The following is a 25,845-nucleotide window of genomic DNA, read 5'->3' on the forward strand; positions in this document are numbered from 1 at the left end:
ACGACAGGAGGGTTCGATGCCCGAATTGCAAGGCCAATGTATGTGCGGCGCGGTCACTGTAACCGCCACTCCGGCGAAGGACGCACTCGGTGCATGCCATTGCGACCAATGCCGTCGCTGGACCAGCTCGATGTTGGTGACATTTCCGGCGGAAGCGGGATACGCCGCGTTGGGACCGGTCAAAAACTATACCTCATCCGACTGGGCCGAGCGTGCCTTTTGTGCCGATTGTGGTTCGGCGCTTTGGTACCGGATCACCCTTCCGGGTGAGATGCACGGACATACTCAAATGGCAGCGGGCCTGTTCAACGACACAGGCCATCCGCTGAAACTGGAACTTTATATCGACAAAAAGCCCGACGGGTATGCGTTCGCAGGCGAACGCCGGCAGATGACCAAAGCCGAGGTCGAAGTCATGTACGCCCAGCCGGAAGAAGGAGACAGCCAATGACCAAATATGATGCCGATTGGGTGCGGGCCGAAGAAGCCAAGCGCAAATGGATGGCGGAAAACGGTCTCTATTCTGAGCAAGAAGAGCATTCTTCCTGCGGGGTAGGCCTTGTTGTATCCGTCGATGGCAAGCCTTCACGCAAGGTGGTGGACGCGGGGATCGATGCGCTCAAGGCGATTTGGCACCGGGGTGCGGTTGATGCCGATGGTAAAACCGGTGACGGCGCGGGCATCCACGTGCAGATCCCAGCTCCTTTCTTCTATGACCAGATACGCCGCACTGGTCACGAACCCAATATGGATGAGCTGATCGCCGTTGGACAGGTGTTCCTGCCGCGCACCGATTTTGGCGCACAGGAACAGTGCCGGACCATCGTGGAAACCGAAGTGCTGCGCATGGGCTATTACATCTATGGCTGGCGTCACGTGCCGGTCGATGTGACGTGTCTGGGCGACAAAGCCAACGCCACGCGACCCGAGATCGAGCAGATCCTGATTTCGAACTCAAAAGGCGTGGATGAAGAGACATTTGAGCGTGAGCTTTATGTGATCCGCCGTCGCATTGAAAAAGCCGCTGCTGCTGCGGGGATTTCGGGGCTTTATCTCGCGTCATTGTCTTGCCGCTCGATCATCTACAAGGGCATGATGCTGGCCGAGCAGGTGGCCGTGTTCTATCCCGACCTGATGGATGAACGTTTTGAATCGGCGTTTGCAATATATCACCAGCGCTATTCTACGAACACCTTCCCCCAATGGTGGCTGGCCCAGCCGTTTCGGATGTTGGCCCATAACGGCGAGATCAACACGCTGAGAGGTAACATCAACTGGATGAAAAGCCACGAGATCCGGATGACTTCGGACAGTTTTGGCGACTATGCGGAAGATATTAAACCGATCATCGCGAGCGGATCATCGGATTCGGCTGCATTAGACTCTGTTTTTGAGGTCCTGGTGCGTGCTGGCCGCTCGGCCCCGATGGCGAAAACCATGTTGGTGCCGGAAAGCTGGTCCAAACAGGCGGTCGAACTGCCGCAAGCCTGGCGTGACATGTATTCCTACTGCAACTCGGTGATGGAACCATGGGACGGCCCCGCCGCGCTGGCCATGACCGATGGTCGCTGGGTCTGCGCCGGTCTGGACCGGAACGGTCTGCGCCCGATGCGTTACGTGGTGACTGGCGATGGTCTGGTGATTGCGGGCTCTGAGGCCGGCATGGTCCCGATCGACGAAGCCTCCGTAACCGAAAAAGGCGCGCTTGGTCCTGGTCAGATGCTGGCTGTGGATATGAAGAAGGGCAAGCTGTATCGCGACACCCAGATCAAGAACAAACTGGCGCGAGCGTTGCCGTTTGGTGAATGGGTCGGCAAGATCAACGATCTGGACAACACGCTGGCGGGCGTAACTGAGGCTCCAATCTTCGCGGGTGAAGAGCTGCGCAAGCGTCAGATCGCGGCGGGTTATTCGGTTGAGGAGCTGGAGCAAATCCTGACTCCGATGGCTGAAGACGGCAAAGAAGCGCTGGCTTCCATGGGGGACGACACACCGTCTGCGGTTCTGTCCAAGCAATACCGCCCGCTCAGCCATTTCTTCCGCCAGAACTTCAGCCAGGTCACCAACCCTCCAATCGACAGCTTGCGTGAATACCGCGTGATGTCGCTGAAGACACGCTTTGCCAACCTCAAGAACGTGTTGGACGAAGACAGCAGCCAGACCGAGATCGTGGTTCTGGAAAGCCCCTTTGTCGGCAACGCGCAGTGGGACAAGCTGGTCGAGAGCTTTGATGCCCCGCTGGCGGAAATCGATTGCAGCTTTGAACCCGGTCGCGGCGCGCTGAGTACCGCTTTGGCTCGTGTTAGAGCCGAATCAGAAGAAGCCGTGCGGTCCGGTGCAGGGCATATCGTCCTGTCTGACATGAGCTCGGGCGCTGGTCGGATAGCAATGCCCATGATCCTGGCGACCAGCGCGGTTCACTCGCATCTGACTCGCCAGGGTCTGCGCACATTCTGTTCCCTGAGCGTACGTTCTGCAGAATGTGTCGACCCGCATTACTTTGCCGTCCTGATTGGATGCGGTGCGACTGTAGTGAACGCTTATCTGGCCGAGGATTCGCTTGCTGACCGCATTGGCCGCGGCCTGCTGGACGGCACCCTGACCGAAAACGTCGCACGGTATCGTGAAGCCATCGACCAGGGTTTGCTCAAGATCATGGCCAAGATGGGGATTTCGGTGATCTCGTCTTATCGTGGCGGTCTGAACTTTGAGGCCGTGGGCCTCAGCCGTGCGATGGTGGCCGAGTATTTCCCGGGCATGACCAGCCGGATCTCGGGAATCGGTGTGACCGGTATTCAGGCCAAGTTGGAGGAAACCCACGCCAAGGCTTGGGACGGCGGCTTGGATGTATTGCCCATCGGTGGTTTCTACAAAGCGCGGAAATCGGGTGAGACCCACGCGTGGGAAGCGACCTCGATGCACATGATGCAGATGGCCTGTAACCGCGCCTCTTACGAGTTGTGGAAGCAGTATTCGGCGAAGATGCAGTCAAACCCGCCGATCCACCTGCGCGATCTGATGGATTTCAAACCGCTTAGCAAGCCGGTGCCGATTGAAGAGGTCGAGTCGATTACCTCCATCCGCAAACGCTTTGTCACGCCGGGTATGTCGCTGGGGGCGCTGTCGCCTGAGGCGCATAAGACGCTGAACGTGGCGATGAACCGGATCGGCGCGAAATCGGACTCGGGCGAGGGCGGCGAAGACCCCGCGCATTTCGTGCCAGAGCCCAATGGCGATAACCCTTCTGCCAAGATCAAACAGGTGGCCTCGGGCCGGTTCGGTGTAACCGCCGAATACCTGAACCAGTGTGAAGAGCTTGAGATCAAGGTCGCCCAAGGCGCGAAACCCGGTGAGGGTGGCCAGTTGCCTGGCATGAAAGTTACCGACCTGATCGCGCGTCTGCGGCATTCGACAAAAGGCGTGACGCTGATCTCGCCGCCGCCGCACCACGACATCTACTCGATCGAGGATCTGGCGCAGCTGATCTATGACCTCAAGCAGATCAACCCGCGCTGCAAAGTGACGGTCAAGCTAGTAGCGTCCTCGGGCGTGGGCACGATTGCGGCCGGTGTGGCCAAGGCGAAAGCGGATATTATCCTTATTTCGGGTCACAATGGCGGTACGGGCGCGTCACCCGCGACCTCAATCAAATATGCCGGTCTTCCGTGGGAGATGGGCCTGACCGAAGCGCATCAGGTTCTGGCGATGAACAACCTGCGCGACCGTGTGACCCTTCGGACCGACGGTGGCCTGCGCACCGGACGTGACATTGTTATGGCCGCGATGATGGGGGCCGAAGAATACGGCATCGGCACCGCCGCCTTGATCGCTATGGGTTGTATCATGGTGCGTCAGTGCCAGTCGAATACCTGCCCGGTTGGCGTCTGCACACAGGACGAAAGCCTGCGCGCCAAGTTCACCGGTAACGCGGACAAGGTCGTCAACCTGATCACCTTCTACGCGCAGGAAGTGCGCGAACTGCTGGCCAGCCTCGGCGCGCGGTCGATTGACGAGATCATCGGCCGGGCTGATCTGCTGGCGCAGGTCAGCCGTGGTTCGGCGAATCTGGATGATCTGGATCTCAATCCGCTGCTGATCACGGTCGATGGTGCGCATGACATCGTCTACAACCGTGACAAAGATCGCAACGCGGTACCGGATACACTGGACGCCGAGATTGTCCGCGATGCGGCCCGGTTCCTGAAAGACGGTGAAAAGATGCAGCTGTCCTATGCGGTGCAGAACACGCATCGGACCGTTGGCACCCGTGTTTCCAGCCATATCGTGCAGAACTTTGGTATGCGGAACACGTTCCAGGACGACCACCTACATGTGAAGCTTCAGGGCTCCGCTGGTCAGTCTTTGGGGGCATTCGCTGCTCCGGGACTGAAACTGGAAGTGTCAGGCGACGCCAACGATTATGTTGGCAAGGGTCTGTCGGGCGGTACGATTGTTGTGCGCCCGCCGCAGGTCAGCCCGCTGAAGGCGGATGAGAACACGATCATCGGCAACACAGTCCTGTATGGGGCCACAGATGGACACCTGTTCGCGGCAGGTCGCGCAGGTGAGCGGTTCGCCGTGCGTAACTCGGGTGCAAAAGTTGTGGTCGAAGGCTGCGGTTCGAACGGGTGTGAATACATGACGGGCGGTGTGGCCGTGATTCTTGGTACTATCGGCGCCAACTTTGGTGCTGGTATGACCGGTGGCATGGCCTATCTTTACGATCCCGAAGGCAAAGCCGAAGCGTTGATGAACAATGAAACACTGGTCACCTGCCCGGTTTTAGTCGCGCATTGGGAGGAGCAGTTGAAAATGCTCATCACACGCCACGCTGAGGAGACCTATAGCCGGAAAGCCGCAGATATCCTGCAACACTGGGATGTGGAAAAAGGGAAATTCCTTCAGGTTTGTCCCAAAGAGATGCTGAACAAGCTGAGTCATCCGCTAACCACCGAAGCCACCGCAGTTCCGGCGGAATAAAGTCTTCCGCGAAGCTTCGCAGGCTGAAACGCACGAAAAACTAGCCCCGCGTGTCATTTCCACCACGCGGGGCTTGGTTTGTTTACGCTGTTTTTGCGCGATTCTTGCCTGAACACGTGAATTTCGCCAATCTCCCTCCACGTTCCAACGAAAGCCATCGACCGTTGAAGCGGCTGTATGGTGTGAAAATGGGGACAGTTTGATGCCAACAACGTATCGCGATCAGTTTTATACCTTCGATCCTGCGAATCCTCCTCCGGCGGGGACTGCGATCACGGTCACCAGTCTGGATCTGACAGATGTAAATGATGACGGCGAAATTGACGCGCCCAGTGGAGATACGGTCAACGGCCAGGATGTCACGAATTCCTGGCCCGGAGACACTGTAACAGTCAACGTGTCAGGCGTTGGGAATGTTACCTATGTAGGAACAACATTTTATCTGGCTGACGGATCTCGGGTTTTCACCCCGACGGACGGGCAGGTGTTGCAGCCAGGAACACTCGTATCAACCACGTTTGTTAACACACAAGGCCCGCTGCCGGTCGGAAGCCTTGGCCCTCCGTGTTTCACATCTGGAACTATGATCGCGACCCCCGAAGGCGAATGCGCGGTGGAAGATCTGAAAGCTGGCGACATGGTCATAACGGTGGATCACGGGCCGCAGCCTTTGATCTGGGTCGGACGCTCAGTGGTTGCTGCGGAAGGTAAACTGGCCCCAATCCGGTTGGACGCCGGTGTGTTTGGTCTGGATCGCCCTTTGCTGGTATCACCTCAGCATCGGATGCTGGTTGAAGACTGGCAGGCGTCATACCTGTTCGGCCATGCCGAAGCGCTGGTTCCGGCACACACCCTTGTCAATGGCGACACGGTAACACGGGTCGAAGGCGGTGAAATCGAGTATTTCCACCTCTTGTTCAAGCAACATGAGATCGTCTTCGCCAACGGAGCGAAAAGCGAAAGCTACTATCCTGGGCATGCGTTGTCGGCCTCGGATCGTGAAACGCAAAGCGAAGTGCTGCATCTGTTTCCCGAACTGGCCGGGACGGACCCGATGTCGCTGGAAACCGCGCGTCCGGTAATTCATCCGCGCGAGGCACGCGCCTTCGCAATTTAGGCCGTTTCAAACCCTGACGACGCGTCGTATAGCTGAAACATGGCGAAGAAAGCAGCCCGCACATCAGGCGGTAAGAAAAAAAAGGCATCCAGGAAGAAAACACCAGTGGCGCAGCAGATTCGCCGTTGGATGACACTCGCCGTTCTTGCGGTTGTGGGGGTCGTTCTGGCGCTGGTCTTGCTCTACTCAGTTGTGAACCCCCCGGTAACCCACACGATCTGGTCGGAATGGCGGCGGTTGGGCAAGGTTGAACGCGAGTGGGTCCAGATTGAAGACATCTCTCCAATTATGGCGCGATCAGTGGTTGCTGCGGAAGATGCGAATTTCTGTCTGCACTGGGGCTTCGATGTCGAGGCCATCCGTGACGCGCTTGAGGGTGGCGGCAATCGTGGTGCATCGACCATCACGCAACAGGTGGTGAAAAACGTGTTCCTATGGCAGGGGCGCAGTTGGGTCAGAAAAGCGATGGAAACCTCGATCACCCCGGTGGTTGAGATTTTCTGGAGCAAGCAGCGCATTCTTGAGGTCTATCTGAACGTTGCAGAAACCGGGAATGGCGTGTTTGGCGTCGAGGCTGCAGCGCAGCGTTACTTCAACAGAAGTGCTGCGCAGTTGACCTCGGTTCAGGCGGCGCGGATTGCTGCCATTCTGCCATCCCCGCGCAATCGTTCGGTCACGGATCCAAGCGTGCGCACGCGCAGGCGTGCGGCTGCGATTCTGGATGGGGCGGCCACCATCCGCGCAGATGGTCGCGCAAATTGTTTCGAGGATTGAAACCCGTCGCCCTCAAGGGCTAAATCAGTCGGGTACTCACTGGTTCGATTGGAAGCCCATGGCGCGTCTGTTTCACGTTCCCCTCTCACCGTATTGCCGCAAGGTCCGTTTGTCTCTGGGAGAGAAGAAGATCGAGGTTGAATTGGTCGAGGAGCGATACTGGGAACAGGATCCGGACTTTCTGCGCCGCAACCCGGCGGGTAAAGTGCCGGTGCTGCGTCTGGATGGGCAAATCATGTCGGAAAGCGCAGCAATCTGCGAGTACATCGAGGAAACCCGTCCTGAACCGCCTTTGATGCCGAAAAACCCCGAAGCCCGCTTTGAAGTCCGGCGGCTTGTGGGCTGGTTTGATGACAAGTTCCATCACGAGGTGACATCGAAGCTGCTGTATGAGCGGGTGAACAAGAAGGTGATGGGACAAGGATACCCGGACAGCAAGAATGTCAAACAGGGTGCCAAGGCGATCAAGTATCATCTGGATTACATGGCGTGGCTGCTGGATCACCGCCGTTGGCTGGCCGGGGATCAGATGACATTGGCTGATTTCGCGGCTGCGGCGCATTTGTCGGCGCTAGATTATATTTCGGATGTGGATTGGAATCGCAGTCACGTGGTCAAGGACTGGTACGCGAAAATCAAATCGCGCCCGGCGTTTCGGTCGATTCTAGCGGATCAGGTGCCAGGGTTTCGACCACCGGCTCATTACGCCGATCTGGATTTCTGATAGGGTGCAACTGGGGGGGCTTTCTGCCCCCCATCGCGCCGGTGCGCGATTCCCCCCGAGGATACTTTTGGCCAGATGAAGAGCGGACCGGATCTTAAGGAAAAGTTGGTGCTACAAGCTCTGGCAGAGGGGTTTGTGGCCTGTCGTGTGTGTCGTCCGTGGGATGTTCCACAAGTGCCCGAGCGCCTGGGGGCGTTTTTGGATGCTGGATATCATGGGCAGATGGGGTGGATGGCCGAGCGCGTGCATTGGCGCGCTGATCCGGCTGCCCTATGGCCCGAGGCGCGGTCAGTGATCATGTTGGCCGAAAGTTACACGCCAGAGCATGATCCGACAGGGGTTCTGAATCACCCGGACCGGGGTGCGATTTCGGTTTATGCGCAAAACAAGGATTACCATGATCTGGTCAAGAAACGGCTCAAGCGATTGGCGCGGTGGCTGATTTCTGAATCCGGGGGTGAGGTGAAGGTTTTTGTCGACACCGCGCCGGTCCCGGAAAAGGCTTTGGGGCACGCGGCAGGTCTTGGATGGCAGGGTAAACACACCAATCTTGTGAGTCGTGAATGGGGAAATTGGGCTTTTATAGGCTCTGTTTTTACAACAATTGAGCTACCGTCGGACGAACCGGAAGTAGACCACTGTGGCTCGTGTCGCGCTTGCTTGGACAGCTGCCCGACCGATGCATTTCCAGCCCCGTATCAGTTGGATGCGCGGCGGTGCATATCGTATCTGACCATTGAACATAAAGGTCCGGTGGAGACTGAGCTGCGTGAGAAGTTGGGCAACCGGATCTATGGTTGCGATGATTGCTTGGCGGCTTGTCCCTGGAACAAGTTTGCCGTTGCCGCAAGTGACATACGTTATGCCGCCCGGGACGATCTGAAAGCGCCTGCCCTGGCCGAATTGGCCGCGCTGGATGATGCGTGTTTTCGCGCGAAGTTTTCAGGTTCCCCCATCAAACGCATCGGACGTGATCGATTCGTGCGGAATGTGCTTTATGCCATTGGAAACTCGGGGCAGCCGGGTTTGAGGTCTGTCGCTCAGGCGCTGACGGAAGACCCGGACCCTACCGTGGCCGATGCGGCGCGCTGGGCGGTGGAACAGCTGTCATAAATGCCGCAAACAGGCTGGACGCGTCGCGCATAACCGCTACACCCATTCGCAGCGAACAGTAAGGAGGACCCGATGACGCTGTCTTTGGGGGTGGATACAGGCGGGACCTATACCGACGCGGTGTTGATCCGGGATGAGAAAGAGGTGATTGCTTCGGCCAAGTCTCTGACCACACGCGCGGATTTGGCAATTGGCGTAGGCAATGCGATTTCGTCTGTGCTGGAAGAGGCGCAGGTTGCACCGGATCAGATCGCTATGGCGTCATTGTCCACTACACTGGCCACAAATGCCCTGGTCGAGGGGCAGGGTGGGCGCGTGGCTCTGATCTATATCGGGTTCAAGGACAGCGATCTGCAAAAGCATGGCTTGAAGGACGCACTAAAGGACGACCCGGCCCTTGTGATTGCGGGTGGTCACACACATTCCGGAGGCGAGGCCGCGCCACTGGATGCCGCCGTTCTGGAGGCGTTTTTAGACACTCATAAAGGGATTTCGGGCTTTGCTATTGCGGCTCAGTTCGCAACCCGTAATCCGACGCATGAGCTGGAGGCGGCGCGGATCGTATCGGAAAAGACCGGCGCGCCGGTGACATGCTCGCACCACCTGTCGGCCAAGTTGAACGGTCCGAAACGCGCTGTGACGGCTGTTCTGAATGCGCGGCTGATCGGCATGATCGACCGTCTGATCGGTCGGGCGCAAGATCAATTGCGTGCCTTGGGGATCTCGGCCCCGATGATGGTGGTGCGCGGCGATGGCGCATTGATGAGCGCCGAGCAGGCGCGAGAACGTCCGATTGAGACGATTCTCAGTGGACCGGCGGCCTCGATTGTGGGCGCGCGGTGGCTGACCGGGGCCGACAATGCGCTGGTGTCCGACATTGGGGGAACCACAACCGATGTGGCGCTGATCCGGGATGGCAAGCCTGCAATTGATCCGGCCGGTGCGCAGGTTGGTGGGTTTCGAACCATGGTCGAGGCTGTGGCGATGCGCACCCATGGTCTGGGCGGCGACAGCCAGGTTCATGTGGTGGCTGAGGGGTTGCAGGGCGGTGTGTTTCTGGGGCCACGGCGTGTTCTGCCCGTGTCTTTGATCGCAGCAGAAGCCCCTGAGGTTGTTCACGCCATTCTGGACGAACAATTGCGGGCCACAACAGTGGGCGAGCATGACACCCGATTTGTGCGCCAAGTCCCCGGCATCCATGCCGATGGTATCGGCGCACGGGAAGAGATTCTGTTGGAGCGTCTGGGCGATCAGGTTCTGCCTCTTGGCGCATTGTTGCGGTCTCGGATGGAGAATGGCGCACTGAACCGCTTGGTCGATCGCGGGATCGTTCAGGTCTCGGGCGTGACGCCATCGGATGCGAGTCATGTGTTAGGGCGGGTCGATGCTTGGGACGTCGAGGCGGCGCGCAAGGCCTTGGAACTGGTGGCGCGTAAACGGGTCGGCTCCGGGGACATGCTGGCAAATTCGCCTGAAGCATTGGCGCAGATGATCGTGGATCAATTGACGGAACAGACCAGTTTGACCTTGTTAGAGGCTGCTTTTGACGAAGAGCAGGACGGGTTTGGCCTGCCGCCACATGACTTGGCGCGCCATGTGCTGACCCAACGCGGACTGGCTCAGCATCGTGGTTTGCTGTCGCTGAGTGCTGCTTTGAATGTAGATGTAGTCGGTCTTGGGGCGTCAGCCCCCAGCTATTACCCTGCAGTTGGTGAGCGCTTGCATTGTCGCATGATCCTGCCGGAACACGCGGGTGTGGCCAATGCAATCGGAGCTGTTGTTGGCCGGCTGACCATGCGGCGTTCGGGGACTGTCACATCTCCGTCTGAGGGTCGGTATCGTGTGCATCTGGGGGACGGACCGCAGGATTTCGCGGCGTCTGAGGAGGCCCTGGATTTGTTGGAGCGTGTTCTCAGATCCGAGGCTGAGGGCGCGGTAAGAGAAGCTGGCGCGGAAGATATCCGGGTGATCGTTGAGCGTGATATCAAAACGGCGCGGGTCGAGGCCAAGGATGTTTTTGTCGAGGCCATGATTACGGTCGAGGCAAGTGGGCGACCGCGGGTGGCGGCAGGCTAGCCCCTCTGAAATGTTCAGAGGGGCCGGGTAGGTGGTGCATTACTCTGCAGCGCTGGCACGCTTGGGCAGGACCCAATCTTGACGCGGGAAATGGCAGGTATAGCCGTTCGGGATGCGCTCCAGATAATCCTGATGCTCTGGCTCTGCCTCCCAGAAGTCTCCGACGGGTTCGACTTCGGTTACGACTTTGCCGGGCCACAATCCGCTGGCGTTCACATCGGCAATGGTATCGACAGCGACCTGTTTTTGCGTGTCGTCCACGTAATAGATCGCGGATCGATAACTCATGCCGCGGTCATTGCCCTGACGGTTCACTGTTGTTGGGTCATGGATCTGGAAGAAGAACTCCAGCAGGTCGCGATAGCTGGTTTGCGACGGATCGAACCAAATCTCAATCCCTTCGGCGTGGGTGCCGTGGTTGCGATAGGTCGCGTTGGGCACATCGCCACCGGTGTAGCCGACACGGGTGCGTGAAACGCCTGGTAGTTTGCGGATCAGGTCCTGCATCCCCCAAAAGCAGCCTCCGGCCAGTACAGCGCGTTGTTCGGTCATCAGATGTCCTCCACATGAATCAAATATTCGCCATAGCCTTCTGCTTCCATCTCGTCTCGATGGATGAATCTGAGCGAGGCTGAGTTGATGCAGTAGCGCAGTCCGCCATGTTCACGTGGGCCGTCGGGGAAGACATGTCCCAGATGGCTGTCGCCGTGTTTCGAGCGAACCTCGGTCCGGATCATACCATGCGTTGTATCACGAAACTCTTCCACATGCTCATGGATGATCGGTTTGGTGAAACTGGGCCAGCCGCAACCGGACTCGTACTTGTGGGCCGAGGCAAAAAGCGGCTCACCTGATACGATGTCCACGTAGATGCCTGGTTCCTTGTTATTCAGATATTTCCCGGTGCCCGGACGTTCGGTACCATTGCGTTGCGTGACGTGAAACTCTTCGGGCGAAAGCGCAGCGATGGCCGTGGGGTCTTTGGTAAAGCGTGTCATGAATCCTCCGGCTGAATTTTTTGTTTGCGCCATTATCTGGGGGCTTAAGAGTGGAATGCAAAGTGATATTTCAAACCGCTCTCGCACTCGTGCAAGTGATCTGATGAGTGCCGATCCGCGTATCAGACTTAAAGGGAGAACAAGACATGATCAGATTGCTGTTTTTGACTGCCTTGGTTTTATTGGGTCGTGCCGTTCAAGCCGCGCCGCTGACCGGCGAGTTCAACTCGATCGACGGAGGCACATTGGCCATCGAAGATTGGCACGGCCAGCCTGTACTGGTGGTCAACACCGCGTCGCATTGTGGATTCACGGGACAATACGCGGCTCTGCAAAAGGTGCATGAGACCTATTCCGGCAAAGGTCTGGTCGTTCTTGCGGTGCCGTCGGATTCATTCAATCAGGAGCTGGAATCGGCAGATGAGGTTAAACAGTTTTGTGAGATGAACTATGGGCTGACCCTGCCGATGACGGACATCACTCCGGTGAAAGGCGCAGACGCCCATCCGTTCTACAAAGCCGTTGCCGCCCGGACCGGTTTCACGCCCAAATGGAACTTCAACAAGATCCTGATCGATTCTGAAGGGGAAGTGGTTGCGACCTATGGGTCGAACGCCAAACCCGATTCCCGTAAACTGTTGTCTCAGGTCGAGGCCTTGCTGCCCTGAGCGCCCTGTCGTGAAATCTGAACCGCAAGAATGCCAAGGGTCGTGACGGCAACGCCGACCGCGTCCATCGCACCCAGCTTTTCGCCCAGCAGGATCGCCGCGATCGTGACCCCGAATACAGGGTTCAAAAAGTGGAAAGTGGCGGCCCGAATGGCTCCGATCCGATCCAATAGTAGGAACCAGATCAATGTGGCCAGCAATCCGGGGAAAAGGGTTGTGTAGATGAACGCCAGCGCCAGCGGAAGTGTCGGGTGAATGTAGATGGTCTCAAAGATCGGAGCGGCCAGGAACAGCGCGACTGAGCCTACCAGCATCTGCAAGCCAACGACCATCATGAAGTTACCGCCAGACGTCGCACCGCGAACCGCAAGCGTAGCAAAAGTCAAAGCAAGCGCCCCCGCACCGCATAGTGCAACCCCGAACATATCGACGCCCGCGCTGATCCGGCTGCTCATAATAAGGGCGACTCCGGCGAAACCGGCGAACAGACCCAATACACCAAGCGGGCGCAGCTTATCCCCGAACATCAGCCAACCTGCCAGTGCCACCAACAAGGGCATAGTGGATGCGATAATGGACGCGACCGAGGCTTCGACCGTTTGCATCGCGTAGAAGTTCAGGCCCAAATACAGGGCATTTTGGCAGATTCCGAACAGGATCGTGGCACGCCATTGATTTCGGGTCAGGTTCCAACTTTGCCCCATCGCGCGGGCAATCATGACCCCCAGAACACCGGAGATCAGAAACCGCAAGGCCAGCGAAAACAAAGGAGAGGCATCTGCCACGATGATCCGCGCCGATGTAAAGGCAGAGGACCAGATCAGGGCAAATGTCAGCCCCATGGCTATTGCGCGCAGATCCATGAAGACCCCCTGTCAGTTTGCGCGGACTGTTCCCGATTTTCCGATGGGTCGCAAGCGCCGCGCGTCAAAAAAGAAACATCCGTGATGCAAGGAAAGGCGTCGGTATGTTTTTATTGATTGACTGACCAATAAAAGTTATCCGCTCTTCGATCTGACCAAACAAGGGAGGTTTGTCGGTGCTTCTGGAGTACATTCTATCTTTTGGCGTCCTGCTGGCATTAGGCCTGGTCGCTTTCTTCGTCGTGAAATGGTGGAACTTGCGCTGTGTTGGCGTGACACCGGTTCATCTATTCACGTTCATCGCGATCCTGTTCACATCCGGTCTGGATGTTGGCTTGATCATGTTCCCACTGACTGAATTCGGCGGCTATACCGAGGATCCGGCCTATGCCTTTGCCAACCCGCTGGCGATCGAATTCGGGTTCTGGGGTTTCCTGATCTGGGCATTCTACTTCCTGACAGCCTTCTATTTCTGCGTCATCGAACCGCGCGTGAAGTTCTTTGAAATCCCGCTGGTCAAGCTGATCAACAACGTGGTCATCATCGGCACCTGCGCCTTCACCGCCAGCCTGTTCCTGATCTACCTGCCCGGTTACCTGCCTGAGGTCGGAGACGGGGAGTCCGTTGTAACCACCTTCTACATCATTGTTTTCGTTGTCATTCTGGCAGCAGCCTACTCATCCACTGACTTGAAGTACGTGCGCATCCTGTCGGTTGGATCGACGTTCCTGTTCCTGGCATTGATCCTGGGCATGTGGGCCGCTGCAGGCATGGGCGTGACTGGCTTTGTGGAAACCGGCAGCAATATCGGGGCCTATTTCGCCAACCTGCACAAATTTGTCCTGCCGCTGACCGACTATCACGCATTCTACCTGTTCTGGTGGTTTGCTTGGTCGATCATGATCGGCCAATTCACCTCGCGCTTCGTAGGCGGTTTGACCACGTGGCAGTTGCTGGCCGCGCTGCTGATCTTCCCGTCGATCCCGCTGGGGATCTGGTTCACCGTTCTTTATTATTACCATCTGAACGGCATCAGCACCGCAGGTATTACCAACATTGCCATGGTAATCGTGGGCGTGACTTTTGTGATCAACTCGTTGGACTCGCTGATCCGTCTGTACACTGACAACCTGAACCTGACGGTCGAACGGTTTGGTAAGGCGGTGTACGTGGCGGGCAATGTTGCAATGTTGTTCATGCTGACGCTGCTGTTCCAAAGCCAGTGGCTGCAGATCCAGTGGATCGGGGCCATTGTTGTCGGGCTTTATCTGGCCTGCGTGGTCTATATCCTGATCACCAAACGCAATGAGGTGCTGAGCATCGACTCCATGCCTGAAGGTCAGGATATGGATTTCCATAAGATCGAAACGGTTCACTGATTTGACCGTTGAATAAAGTAAACGGGCGCCCATGCTGGTGCCCGTTTTGTGACAAGGATGCCTTCCGACTCGGCCTTTCGGGTTTGCCTTTGGAACCTTGCTTGTCGCAGAAGAATGAGTGCTAGGAATGTTCTGTTATGCGTTTGCTGAACATGTCAGTTTCCGGATCGGAACAGTCTTTCATCCTTTCAAAGCCGTTCTTTTGCAGCACTCTGGCCGATGCTGCATTCCCTTTTTCGACCCCGCCGATAATCAGGACAGAGGTCCGCGTGTCACGGTACCAATCGATCAAACCGGCAATCAGTTCCGTCGCGTATCCCCGTCCCCAAGCGGCTTCGGAAAAAAGATATCCGACATGCACCGTTACCAAAGTCTCCTGCTCTGGAAGTTGGGCCAGGATCAGAAGGCCGATCAGTATTCCTTTGCTGTCGCGGACGGTTAGTAGATCAGATTCCACCACCCTTTCTTCCAGCCAGCGCTCAATCGCGTTTTCAGAATCCGAGAGCTGCAAGGCATTGGGCAGGTGTTTTAGAACTGCTGGTGAAAGTAGCGGCGAAAATTCCTCGCGAAACTCAAGCGTGCCGATTGAAGGCAACGATGATGGACTCCAAGCTTGAACACGTAGTCTTTTGGTTTCAAACGTGTAAGCGGAGGCCAAAATTTGTTCCTTCCCGTTTTGAAAACAAAAAGTGAGTCAGCCCCTCAAAAGCACATGATTCCGTGATCGTGCCAGACAAGGCAATCCGATGATAGTATATATGTTGCGCAAGCAGTGACACTTCCGCCTGCGTTTCTGAGTGATTTAGCTGGATTGATTTGGCGAATAAAGAAAAAGGGCCCCCGAACGGCGGCCCTTGATCATGTCGAAAAGACGGAACTTAGCCGTTCACGCTGTCCTTCAACGCTTTCGCGATGGTCATTTTCACAACCTTGTCGGCTTCTTTGGTGAAGGTCTCACCAGTGGCCGGGTTGCGGACTTGACGCTCGGGGCGCTCGCGGCAGTAGATTTTGCCGACACCGGGCAGGGTGACTGCGCCACCGGCAGAAACTTCGCGTGTGATCAGGCCGGTTACGGCCTCAAGCGCGGCGTTCGCCGACTTCTTGTCGGTTCCCATTTCCTCAGCGAGAGCAGCAACCAGCTGAGTCTTAGTCATAGGCTTTGCCATTTCTTGGTCTCCTTAACGTGCCCGATCTATAGGGCCTCACCGCGTAACTGTAACGGGATATTGTGGTCGAACACAACGAATAGTAGCGCTGAAACCCCTAAAAATATGGGGAAAACGTTGCTTTTTTGCGTCAGAGGAAGGCTGTTTCGTCAAACGAACGCAATTTCCGGCTGTGTAACCGCTCTAGTGGCATACCGCGCAAGTGTTCCATCGCCTTGATGCCGATGGCCAGATGACGGCTGACCTGAGTGGTATAAAAGGACGACGCCATACCCGGCAACTTCAATTCTCCATGCAGCGGTTTGTCTGAAACACACAGCAAAGTGCCGTAGGGTACGCGGAAGCGATAGCCATTTGCGGCGATGGTGGCGCTTTCCATATCAAGCGCAATCGCCCGGGATTGGCTGAGGCGCTGGACCGGGCCTGTTTGATCGCGCAATTCCCAGTTGCGATTATCGACCGAGGCTACGGTGCCTGTCCGCATGATCCGCTTCAGTTCATAACCTTCCAGCTTGGTCACTTCGGCCACGGCCCGTTCCAGTGCTACCTGTATCTCGGCCAGCGGCGGGATCGGAACCCAGACCGGCAGATCGTCATCCAGAACCTTGTCGTCACGCAGATAGGCATGGGCCAGTACGAAATCCCCCAGAGCCTGCGTGTTGCGCAAACCCGCGCAATGGCCAACCATCAACCAGGCATGTGGGCGCAACACCGCGATATGGTCTGTTGCGGTTTTTGCATTGGACGGGCCAACACCGATATTCACCAGGGTAATTCCGGAGCCGTCTTTACGCTTGAGGTGATAGGTCGGCATCTGCGGCAGTTTCAGCGGCTGTTCAATCGTCGCTTTGGAGTCCGTGATCTCGGCATTTTCGGTTGAGACAAAGCTGGTATAGCCGCTGGCGGGGTCTGCCAATTGCTCGCGGGCGTAGTTTTCGAACTCCGAGACATAGAACTGGTAGTTCGTGAACAGCACGTGATTCTGGAAGTGGCTCGCATCCGTCGCCGTGTAGTGCGCCAGGCGGGCCAGCGAATAGTCCACGCGCTGGGCGGTAAACAGGGACAAGGGCCCAACAGTGTCCTCGTGATCATGCACACCATTGACGATATCGTCGTTGGTGGTGCTCAGATCAGGAACGTCAAACACATCGCGCAGGGTGAACGCGGCCGCACCCTGATGTGGCACAACCAGATCAGAATTGTTCGCCACGGCGAAATGTACGGGGATAGGCGTATCTGACGCCGCAATTGTCACCGGCTGGCCGTGATTCTTGATCAACAAAGCAATCTGCTGGGTCAGGTAAGACCGGAACAAATCGGGCCGTGTCACGGTGGTGGCATGGACGCCGGGCTCTGAGACGTGACCAAAACTCAGGCGGCTGTCGACCTGTGCGTAGGTCGAGGTTCGAATGCGAATTTCAGGGTAATAGGCTCTGTATCGCGCGGATGGCGCACCTTCCTGCATCGCTTTTGAAAAGCTGTCGCACAGGAATTCTGTGGCTTGCGTGTAAAGTTCTTCCAACCGGGCGACGGCGGCTGCCGGATCGGTAAATTGCTCTGGCGCTAGTGTTTCGGGGGTCAGGAGTGTCGTCATGCCAAAGGTTCCAGAAGATCGATTTTTTCGAAAGTTCGCACGTCTACCAGCCCGAGATCCGAGATCCTGAGCTCGGGGATCACGACCAGTGCCAGCAAAGAGTGCTGCATATAGGCGTTGTTCAGGTTGCACCCGCAGTCTTGCATGGCTTGCACCATTTTGTCGGCCTTGGCTGCTACCTCCGCGGCGGGGCTGTCAGACATCAGGCCCGCAATCGGCAATTCCACCAGCGCCAGTTCTTGCCCGTCACGGAAGAGGGTGATGCCGCCGCCCACTTCGGCCAGACGGTTGGCGGCCAGCGCCATCTGTTCCCGATCCGTGCCGACAACGATCATATGGTGGCTGTCATGCGCCACGGTTGAGGCCATGGCCATCTTGCCCTGATAGCCAAAACCCGAGACAAAAGCATTCGTTACACCGCCCGTCGCGCGATGCCGCTCGACCAGAGCGATCTGACAGACATCTCCTTCGCCTTCGACCAGCCCGCCAATGATTGGCAGTTCGGCTTTCAGCGCTTTGGTCGGGGCCTGGTTCTCCACCACGCCTATGACATTGGCCTGCACCCGGTTCGCCCCGTTCGGCGCCTTGATCTCAAAATCGGCCGAGCTCAGGTCGTGCCCCAAGTGAACGGTGTTGCGAGCTTTTTCGGGCCAGTTAAAATGCGGGCAGTCTACAGCGATCACGCCGTTTTCTGCGACCACGTTCCCACGGGCAATCACTATCTCGATCGGCAACTCGGTCAGGTCAGAGCTGAGAACGATATCCGCCCTCCGTCCCGGCGTGACCGATCCGATTTCGCGTTCCAGCCCGAAATGTGTGGCTGTATTGATCGTTGCCATTTGCAGAGCGATCAGCGGGTCGCATCCGCAAGCAATCGCGTGGCGCACCACGCGGTTCATATGCCCTTCGTTGACCAAGGTTCCCGAGTGACAGTCATCGGTACACAGAATGAAGTTGCGCGGGTCCAGCCCCTTCTCGGTCACAGCAGTGATCTGGCTTTCGACATCGTACCAGGCCGAGCCCAGGCGCATCATCGACCGCATTCCCTGCCGTACACGTGCGATCGCGTCAGCTTCGCACGTGCCTTCATGATCATCCGCCGGGCCGCCAGCCACATAAGCTGCAAAATCAGACCCTAAATCAGGCGAAGCGTAATGTCCGCCCACGGTTTTGCCCGCCCTTTGCGTGGCTGCAATCTCAGCCAGCATTTTGGGATCGCCATGGATCACGCCGTGGAAGTTCATCATTTCACCCAACCCGATGACGCCTGGCCAGCTCATCGCTTCAGTCACATCTTCGGGCGTGATTTCATACCCCGTCGTTTCCAACCCCGGCGCGGATGGCGCGCAGGAGGGCATTTGGGTGAAGATATTGACCGGCTGCATCATCGCTTCGTCATGCATCATGCGCACGCCTTCAAGACCAAGCACATTGGCAATCTCATGCGGGTCGGTGAACATGCTCGTGGTACCGTGAGGGATAACGGCACGGGCGAATTCGGCGGGGGTGAGCATGCCGGATTCGATATGCATATGTGCGTCGCATAGTCCGGGCAGGATATAACGCCCACGGGCGTCGATGATCTGTGTGTTTGGTCCCATGCAATGCGATGCGTCTGGCCCGACAAATGCAATCCGCCCTTCTGCAATCGCAACAGAATGATCCGGCAGCAACTCGCGGCTATGTACGTTTACCCACACGCCGCCCTGAATGATCGTGTCTGCAGACTCGCGTCCGGCTGCAACTGCTATCAATTTGGGGGCGACATCGGGCCAACTTGGGAAAGGTGTGTATTCCATGGCTCAACTTTCACGAATGCGCCAGCGGGTGCAACCCCGGTTCTACGCTGTCACTAACAGATCACAAACCCAAACTCAGGCATGTACGCGCCAGCGCTGCCTGGTCCAACCATCGGATTGGCCCGGAATGGCCTTGACGATGAGTGGGAGCTTGCCCGTTTACGTGCCTGACCCAATCTCGCGCCGAACCCAATTTGCAAAGGCCACTGCGCCGGGTGTGTCCTCGGCCTGGGGTGAAAGAAGCAGATAATATGCTTCGGGCATCCGGGCACGATGTTCAAATGGCGCCACCAGCTGACCTCGTTCGATCAGATTCTGTGCGATGGCGTCATGCGCCAGGCACAGCCCCCCACCGGCCATCGCTGCGGATAGGCAAACCAGATAGGTTGTCGCATAGGTTATCGACGGATTTCCCCAAGTTAGATCCTGTTCTTCTGCCCAACTTGACCAATTGGACAGCAGGTTGGAACAATCGAACAAGGGCTTTTCCTGAAGATCTTCCAAGTTTACCTGATACCCCGGGGCACAGACCGGATAATAGTGTTCGGTGCGCAGAATCTCGGTCCGGGTGGTGTCCGATGGGCGCAGCGAGAAGCGAATCTCTACCGCTGCGCCTTCAGCCATCTCTCGTGGTTCCCAAAGTTCGGTGAAGATGTTCAGTTGTACATCGGGATGTTCGGCCTGAAACGCCGGTAGGCGCGGGGCCAGCCAGTTGACGGCAAAACTGATATTGCACTGTACCTGAACCGCATTTTGCTGCGCACCGGTGACGGCTTGGGTGCCGCGCACCAATGTTCGAAAGGCATCTCGGACCACCGGCAGATAGGTGATTCCGGCCTCGGTCAGTTCTAACGCCTTGGGGCGACGCAGGAACAAGGGCTGCCCCAGATGGCCTTCCAGCGATTTGATCTGCTGGCTGACGGCGCTTTGCGTCATGTTCAGATCCCGCGCGGCGCCGGTGAATGAAAGATGCCGTGCTGCGGCCTCAAACGTGCGCAGCCAGCCCAGCGGAGGCAGCTTTTTCTGCATCGACATAACCTTGGCATAAGTTCAGCTAATGGGATAGCGCTGTTTTTTTCGTTGGTCAAACGGGCAGGTCAAATGCAGGCTTTTTTCACGTTCAGCCGCAAGAGGAGCCATCGTATGAGTGTCACCAACCTTCGCCCCAATATTGATCACTGGTCCGAGCGCGTGGATATGGCTGCCGCGTTCCGCTGGACTGCACGACTGAATATGCATGAGGCTGTCGCCAATCATTTCAGCCTTGCTGTGAACGAAGACGGCACGCAGTTCCTGATGAACCCCAACCAGACGCATTTCTCGCGCATCCGCGCATCTGACTTGCTGTTGCTGGACGCCAATGATCCTGAGGTGATGTCCCAACCCGGCGCGCCGGACCCGACGGCATGGGGGTTGCATGGTTCAATCCATCGCCACTGTCCGCACGCGCGGTGTGTCATGCATGTGCATTCGATCTTTGCGACTGTTTTGGCCTCGCTGGCCGATAGCACCTTGCCACCGATCGATCAGAACACTGCAACTTTCTACAATCGCTATGTGATTGACCAAGAGTTTGGCGGATTGGCCTTCGAAAGCGAAGGCGAACGCTGTGCCGAAATGCTGACCGACCCGAAGAAAAAGGTCATGATCATGGGCAACCATGGCGTTTTGATCATAGGCAGCGACCCTGCAGATACGTTCAACAGGTTGTATTACTTTGAACGCGCCGCCGAGACGTATATCCGCGCGTTGCAAACGGGCCTGCCCCTGCGTGTGCTGTCGGATGAGATTGCCGAGAAAACCGCACAGGAACTGGACGATTACCCCGATCAGGCCGAAGCCCATCTGCGCGAGATCAAGGCGATTCTCGACGCAGAGGACTCGGACTACGCAACCTGACTGAATATCCCAGAGAGAACCTCATGACAGATATCGCCCCGGATCCCGAAACCGCCCGCTGGCACTATCACCCCGAAGGTCCTGTGGGCCTGAACCCTCTGTTCTGCTGGCCACCGCACCCCGCGGCCGTGCTGAAATGGTACAGCGGCGCGTGGTTACAGATCACATCCCTGACCCTGTGCATGGTTCTTGCGATAACCGCTTATGTACTCTTTTTCCCTGCATTAGAGACAATGCAAACCTTTGCGCCCGGTTGGATGTTTCGGATCTGGCTATTGAATATGGTGCCGCAAATCCTGGTGGCCGGGGGTCTGCATTGGTGGCTTTACATGCGCAAAGGGCAGGGCATGTATAAAAAGTTCGACCGCCGGGATCTGACACGGAACAACGGAACGTTCACCTTCCGCAATCAGGTCTGGGACAATGTCTGGTGGACGCTGGGTAGCGCCATGACAGTTGCCACCATTTATCAATGGATAATCTACTGGGCGATGGCCAATGGCTGGGCGCCGACGATCACCTGGGCCGAGGCTCCGGTTTGGTTTGTCTTATGGATGATGTTTATTCCGATGTGGTCCGGCTTGCACTTCTATGGGGTGCACCGGTTGGAGCATCACCCAAAGCTCTACAAACACGTCCACGCGGTGCATCACCGCAATGTCAATATCGGGCCATGGTCTGCTATTTCGAACCACTGGTATGAAAACCTGCTGTATTTCACCACTTATTTCATACATCTGATCGTGCCGTCCCACCCGCTGCATCTGTTGTTTCACAGTTCCTTCCAGCAGATCAGCCCGGTTCTGTCACATTCAGGGTTCGAAAAGTTGAAGGCAGGAGAAACCGAGGCCGCGCGGGCCGGGGATTTCTTCCATCAGCTTCACCATCGGTATTTCGAGTGCAACTATGGCACCTCCGAAATCCCGTTCGACAAGTGGTTTGGCACCTACCACGATGGGTCGGCTGAGGCGACAACGCGCACGCGCGCATACAAAAAGCAGATGTATACCTGATGGATCCGAATTGGTTGCTTTGGGTTAAATCCGTTCAAACAAAGCAATGAATGCCGTGTCATCTTTGTTGAGGCCTGCAGCGAGATCACCATAAATACGAACCTCGGACAGGGTCAGACTGCGAATCTGAACCTCCTCCAATTGGCGCAGCGTGTCTGCGAAACCCAGTTTTTCGAAATGACGGGCATTGATCGAAATGGCGAACTGTGCTCCAGGCCGTGCGACGCGCAAAAGTGCGGGAAAGACCTCGGGGCCGAGATGGCCATGGGTGAAGGTCCCGGATGAAACGATGCCGGAATAGCTTTCACGCGGCACCGGGATACCCTGGGTCAGGTCTGCTTCGATCGCGTCGCGGTAGATATCCTTGCGCATGGCCTGATCCAGCATTTCCGCGCTGATATCGGTCGCATCAGTCGGCCCGACGCCCAGTCCAGACAACACCGCGCCGCAAAGACCTGTGCCCGCGCCGACATCCAGAACCGGACCCTGACCGCCCGCACCCACAAACGCCCGCGCCGTACGAGTGTGCAGCTGGTAATCTTCGCGCGCGGCGAAGCTGTCATCATAATCTCCGGCCCACTCCGCATAGAGGCGTTTGTGTTCATCAGGAGAGTTCAGCGCATAGGCCGAATTCAAATCGGGTTTTTTGTCGCTCATACCCAACAGAAAGCCGCATCCAAAGATTCGATTCAAGTGCGTCCATGCAGCGCTTGCATCCCGGTGTACTGAAGCCCATCAAAGGGATATGACTCAGACGCTTTTTTCTTTTGGCCATGGTTATTCCGCACAGGCCCTGTCCCGACGTGTCGCTCCAAAAAGCTGGCGCATTATTGGAACCACACGAGACAACGATGGCATGGAAGCCATCCGTGACTCGGGTGCAGAACCGTTGATCTGGCCAGGACAGGAACCGAACCTGGATGGTGTGACGCATCTGCTGATTTCGACCGCCCCGAATGCAGAGGGTGATCCGGTCCTGGCGGTGTTGGGTGATGAAATCGCCCGCCGTGCAGCCCAGTTCACGTGGGTCGGGTATTTGTCGACAACAGCGGTCTATGGGGATCATCAGGGCGGATGGGTTGACGAAAACACGCCTCCGGCACCAACCGCCAAACGCGGCAAGTGGCGCATGCTGGCCGAGCAGCAGTGGTCGTCTATTCCCGACCTGCCGGTTCATATCTTCCGGCTGGCGGGTATCTATGGCCCGGGCCGAGGTCCCTTTTCCAAGCTTAAACGCGGTGGGCAGCGGCGTATTATCAAGCCGGGGCAGGTGTTTTCGCGCATTCATGTGGATGACATCGCGCAAATCCTAGAAGCCTCGATGACCAAGCCCAATCCGGGCCGCGTCTACAATGTATGTGACGATGAACCCGTCCCGCCGCAGGACGTCATTGGTTACGCAGCTGAATTGCAAGGTCTTCCGCTGCCACCGGCGGTGTCGTTTGATGAAGCGGACCTGACGCCAATGGCCCGTAGCTTCTATAATGAAAACAAGCGTGTGCGGAACAATCGGATCAAGGACGAGCTGGGCGTGACTTTGATCTACTCAGACTATCGGGCCGGACTAGACGCCTTGATGAAAGGCCAATAGCGCCTAGCCCGCGGCTGCCTTGATCATGTCCGCCGCTTTTTCAGCGATCATGATGGTCGGGGCATTCGTGTTGCCGGACACCAGCGTCGGCATGACTGACGCATCGACAATGCGCAGCCCCTCCAACCCGTACACACGCAGTTGGGGATCAACAACTGCCATCTGATCGACGCCCATTTTGCAGGTGCCGACCGGGTGATAAATAGTGTCGGCGCGGGCGCGGATGTGCTTTTCCCAATCCGCGTCGGTTCGGGCGGTATCTGTTCCGAACATCTCTTTGTGCCGGTATTTCGCCAACGCTGGCGCTTCGAGGATATCCTGCGTCATCCGCGCACCTTTGATCATGGTCTCAATATCCCTGTCGTCTGACAGAAAGGCCGGGTCAATGACGGGTGTGTCCATCGGGTCAGCACTGCGTAGCCCAACTGTTCCGCGGCTGTCCGGGCGCAACTTGCAAATATGGCAACCATAACCGTATCCGTAATGCAGTTTGCGTGCGTGATCATCGACCATTGCGATTGTGAAATGCAGCTGAATATCCGGACGCTTCAGATCAGGGCTGGTTTTCAGAAAAGCTGCGCCTTCGGCAAACGGGGTGGCGGCCATGGAAACACCTGTCCTGCACCATCTGTAAATATGTCCAAGCAGTCGGGCGGCCCCAACAGGACCAATGCCGAATGTGTTTGTGTCTTTGCTGCGGTACGTTAGAACGAAGTCCAGATGGTCTTGTAGGTTTTGCCCAACGCCCGGCAACTCATGACGTACTGTGATTCCATGCGGTTTCAGATCAGCTGTCGCACCAATTCCTGATAATTGTAGTAGTTGTGGTGACTTCAGTGCACCAGCGCACAGCAAGACTTCGCGTGTAGCTGTCACAGTGATGTCTGCACCTTTGCCTTTTGTCTGGTAGGTCACACCGCTGGCACGTCTTCCTTCGAACGCCAGCTCTTTGACATGGGCGTGTGTGATGACGGTCAGGTTGGGGCGGCTCATTGCTGGAAACAGATACGCGGCCGCTGTAGAGCAACGCTCACCATTTTTCGCCGGATCGTGGAACTGTGTGACCTGATAAAGGCCAACTCCTTCATTGTCACCGCAATTGAAGTCGTCTGTGCCGCGGTGTTGCAATTGCTTAGCGGCTTCAACAAAGGCGCGGGTGATCGGGCGCGGTTCCTTTTGGTGCGAGACATGCAGAGGTCCGCTATCTCCATGCATGTCATCTGCGCCCTGCTCATTGTTCTCGGCGCGTTTGAAATAGGGCAGTACACCGGTCCAATCCCACCCATCGCATCCCAGGTCTGCCCAACCATCAAAGTCCTGTCGTTGTCCTCGGACATAAAGCATCGCATTGATTGCGCTTGAACCGCCCAGGGCCTTGCCGCGCGGTTGATAGCCCCTGCGCCCGTTCAAGCCCGGCTGCGGGACGGTCTCAAAGGCCCAGTTGTTAATGCGTGGTCGCCCTGGCAAAGCCGCAACAACGGCAGATGGCACCCGGACAACCATGCCATTGCCATGACCGCCAGCCTCCAGCACACATACGCGTATGCTGGGATCTTCGCTGAGGCGGTGTGCCAGGACTGATCCCGCCGAACCTCCGCCAACGATGACATAGTCAAATTGCAATTCTGTGCTCCCAACTACTTTCAGCAGTGACCAGCGGGTCTTTGGCGTCCTGATGTACCGGTTTCGGAAACACTGCGGTATTTAAGTAAAAAAACAATTGTAACCCCAAGTCAGTTTCCGATGCTTTCAAGCTTCTAATCTAAAGTCCGGCGGGCGCAGACCGAAGGTCCGCTGGTGCTTTTGGCGCAGCCATGATCCTCTGAGCGCCGCGATTCCGCCTCTGAATTGTGTTTCGCCTTGTTTCTCAGGTGTTCGGCACGTTCAAAGCGTACCCGCGAGATTGATTTATTAACGTAACATGTTGTTTTTATTAACTGACGGAAGAATTCCATGAGAAATGTGAAGTTTTTTCAAAATGGGGGTTGCAGGTCCCAGACCTAATCCGTAAATACCCCTTCACCGGCGCTGCTGAGGCGGTGCTGACGGGTCGGAGAGACGGCCTGACGGACTGGAAAGACGGTTAGACGC

Annotated in this window: 22 protein-coding genes; 12 read left to right on the forward strand and 10 right to left on the reverse strand. The window is 56.8% G+C overall.

Annotated elements, in window-relative coordinates; translation table 11 throughout:
- Positions 1–16 precede the first annotated feature (16 nt).
- From AC2FLD_RS21080 to AC2FLD_RS21110, 7 genes are all read left to right on the forward strand, one after another.
- A complete protein-coding gene (locus AC2FLD_RS21080) occupies positions 17–451 on the forward strand; it encodes a GFA family protein (protein ID WP_496673929.1) in 435 nt (144 codons plus the stop codon).
- The gene (gltB, locus tag AC2FLD_RS21085; protein ID WP_496673931.1) at positions 448–4,980 is read left to right on the forward strand and encodes a glutamate synthase large subunit; all 4,533 of its coding nucleotides are present in this window, start codon (positions 448–450) and stop codon (positions 4,978–4,980) included. The genes AC2FLD_RS21080 and gltB overlap by 4 nt, the downstream gene beginning before the upstream one ends.
- Before the next feature lie 202 nt (positions 4,981–5,182).
- Positions 5,183–6,097 (forward strand): Hint domain-containing protein, encoded by a 915-nt coding sequence (locus AC2FLD_RS21090; RefSeq protein ID WP_496673934.1) that lies wholly within the window; start codon positions 5,183–5,185, stop codon positions 6,095–6,097.
- A 39-nt stretch (positions 6,098–6,136) separates the two neighbouring features.
- Positions 6,137–6,871 (forward strand): monofunctional biosynthetic peptidoglycan transglycosylase, encoded by a 735-nt coding sequence (gene mtgA, locus AC2FLD_RS21095; RefSeq protein ID WP_050605928.1) that lies wholly within the window; start codon positions 6,137–6,139, stop codon positions 6,869–6,871.
- A 58-nt stretch (positions 6,872–6,929) separates the two neighbouring features.
- The gene (gene fzlA / locus AC2FLD_RS21100) at positions 6,930–7,595 is read left to right on the forward strand and encodes an FtsZ-binding protein FzlA (RefSeq protein WP_496673937.1); all 666 of its coding nucleotides are present in this window, start codon (positions 6,930–6,932) and stop codon (positions 7,593–7,595) included.
- 75 nt (positions 7,596–7,670) lie between these two features.
- Positions 7,671–8,708 carry a tRNA epoxyqueuosine(34) reductase QueG gene (queG, locus tag AC2FLD_RS21105; protein ID WP_496673939.1) on the forward strand — a complete coding sequence of 346 codons (1,038 nt, stop codon included), beginning with the start codon at positions 7,671–7,673 and terminating at the stop codon, positions 8,706–8,708.
- A gap of 72 nt (positions 8,709–8,780) precedes the next feature.
- Positions 8,781–10,784 carry a hydantoinase/oxoprolinase family protein gene (locus AC2FLD_RS21110; RefSeq protein ID WP_496673941.1) on the forward strand — a complete coding sequence of 668 codons (2,004 nt, stop codon included), beginning with the start codon at positions 8,781–8,783 and terminating at the stop codon, positions 10,782–10,784.
- 39 nt (positions 10,785–10,823) lie between these two features.
- Here the strand turns inward: AC2FLD_RS21110 and msrA are convergent, their stop codons facing one another.
- Both msrA and msrB read right to left on the reverse strand, forming a co-directional pair.
- Positions 10,824–11,336: a peptide-methionine (S)-S-oxide reductase MsrA gene (gene msrA / locus AC2FLD_RS21115; RefSeq protein WP_050605932.1), complete on the reverse strand. Its 513-nt coding sequence runs from the start codon at positions 11,334–11,336 to the stop codon at positions 10,824–10,826.
- Entirely contained in the window at positions 11,336–11,782 is a 447-nt protein-coding gene (gene msrB, locus AC2FLD_RS21120; RefSeq protein ID WP_496673944.1) for a peptide-methionine (R)-S-oxide reductase MsrB, read from the reverse strand. The genes msrA and msrB overlap by 1 nt, the downstream gene beginning before the upstream one ends.
- Positions 11,783–11,928: 146 nt before the next feature.
- Between msrB and AC2FLD_RS21125 the strand changes: the two genes are divergently transcribed.
- Positions 11,929–12,450, forward strand: a complete 522-nt coding sequence (locus AC2FLD_RS21125; RefSeq protein ID WP_496673946.1) for a glutathione peroxidase — start codon at positions 11,929–11,931, stop codon at positions 12,448–12,450.
- Here the strand turns inward: AC2FLD_RS21125 and AC2FLD_RS21130 are convergent.
- A complete protein-coding gene (locus AC2FLD_RS21130) occupies positions 12,426–13,313 on the reverse strand; it encodes a DMT family transporter (RefSeq protein ID WP_496673949.1) in 888 nt (295 codons plus the stop codon). The genes AC2FLD_RS21125 and AC2FLD_RS21130 overlap by 25 nt on opposite strands.
- A gap of 182 nt (positions 13,314–13,495) precedes the next feature.
- Between AC2FLD_RS21130 and AC2FLD_RS21135 the strand changes: the two genes are divergently transcribed.
- Positions 13,496–14,692 carry a BCCT family transporter gene (locus AC2FLD_RS21135; protein ID WP_496673980.1) on the forward strand — a complete coding sequence of 399 codons (1,197 nt, stop codon included), beginning with the start codon at positions 13,496–13,498 and terminating at the stop codon, positions 14,690–14,692.
- 121 nt (positions 14,693–14,813) lie between these two features.
- Here the strand turns inward: AC2FLD_RS21135 and AC2FLD_RS21140 are convergent, their stop codons facing one another.
- From AC2FLD_RS21140 to AC2FLD_RS21160, 5 genes are all read right to left on the reverse strand, one after another.
- The gene (locus tag AC2FLD_RS21140) at positions 14,814–15,350 is read right to left on the reverse strand and encodes a GNAT family N-acetyltransferase (protein WP_496673952.1); all 537 of its coding nucleotides are present in this window, start codon (positions 15,348–15,350) and stop codon (positions 14,814–14,816) included.
- A gap of 220 nt (positions 15,351–15,570) precedes the next feature.
- The gene (locus AC2FLD_RS21145; protein ID WP_050605937.1) at positions 15,571–15,858 is read right to left on the reverse strand and encodes an HU family DNA-binding protein; all 288 of its coding nucleotides are present in this window, start codon (positions 15,856–15,858) and stop codon (positions 15,571–15,573) included.
- A gap of 130 nt (positions 15,859–15,988) precedes the next feature.
- Entirely contained in the window at positions 15,989–17,452 is a 1,464-nt protein-coding gene (locus AC2FLD_RS21150; protein WP_496673955.1) for an AMP nucleosidase, read from the reverse strand.
- Positions 17,449–19,251 (reverse strand): adenine deaminase, encoded by a 1,803-nt coding sequence (ade, locus tag AC2FLD_RS21155; protein WP_496673958.1) that lies wholly within the window; start codon positions 19,249–19,251, stop codon positions 17,449–17,451. The genes AC2FLD_RS21150 and ade overlap by 4 nt, the downstream gene beginning before the upstream one ends.
- A 159-nt stretch (positions 19,252–19,410) precedes the next feature.
- Complete coding sequence (locus AC2FLD_RS21160) at positions 19,411–20,280, reverse strand: LysR family transcriptional regulator (RefSeq protein ID WP_496673961.1); 870 nt, start codon at positions 20,278–20,280, stop codon at positions 19,411–19,413.
- A gap of 114 nt (positions 20,281–20,394) precedes the next feature.
- Here AC2FLD_RS21160 and AC2FLD_RS21165 point away from each other — a divergent pair, with 114 nt between their 5' ends.
- Together AC2FLD_RS21165 and AC2FLD_RS21170 are read left to right on the forward strand one after the other, a co-directional pair.
- Entirely contained in the window at positions 20,395–21,150 is a 756-nt protein-coding gene (locus tag AC2FLD_RS21165; protein ID WP_496673964.1) for a class II aldolase and adducin N-terminal domain-containing protein, read from the forward strand.
- A gap of 23 nt (positions 21,151–21,173) precedes the next feature.
- Positions 21,174–22,163 carry a sterol desaturase family protein gene (locus AC2FLD_RS21170; RefSeq protein WP_496673967.1) on the forward strand — a complete coding sequence of 330 codons (990 nt, stop codon included), beginning with the start codon at positions 21,174–21,176 and terminating at the stop codon, positions 22,161–22,163.
- Positions 22,164–22,187: 24 nt separating this feature from the next.
- On the opposite strand, the gene AC2FLD_RS21175 is transcribed toward AC2FLD_RS21170, so the two are convergent.
- Positions 22,188–22,820, reverse strand: coding sequence for a class I SAM-dependent DNA methyltransferase (locus AC2FLD_RS21175; RefSeq protein WP_496673970.1), 633 nt, complete (start codon positions 22,818–22,820; stop codon positions 22,188–22,190).
- Between the two features lie 88 nt (positions 22,821–22,908).
- Here AC2FLD_RS21175 and AC2FLD_RS21180 point away from each other — a divergent pair, with 88 nt between their 5' ends.
- Positions 22,909–23,754 carry an SDR family oxidoreductase gene (locus tag AC2FLD_RS21180; RefSeq protein ID WP_496673972.1) on the forward strand — a complete coding sequence of 282 codons (846 nt, stop codon included), beginning with the start codon at positions 22,909–22,911 and terminating at the stop codon, positions 23,752–23,754.
- A 3-nt stretch (positions 23,755–23,757) separates the two neighbouring features.
- On the opposite strand, the gene AC2FLD_RS21185 is transcribed toward AC2FLD_RS21180, so the two are convergent.
- Positions 23,758–25,377, reverse strand: a complete 1,620-nt coding sequence (locus AC2FLD_RS21185) for a GMC family oxidoreductase (RefSeq protein WP_496673975.1) — start codon at positions 25,375–25,377, stop codon at positions 23,758–23,760.
- Between the last annotated feature and the right edge of the window lie 468 nt (positions 25,378–25,845).

Source organism: Ruegeria sp. CDSA021, assembly GCF_059612325.1.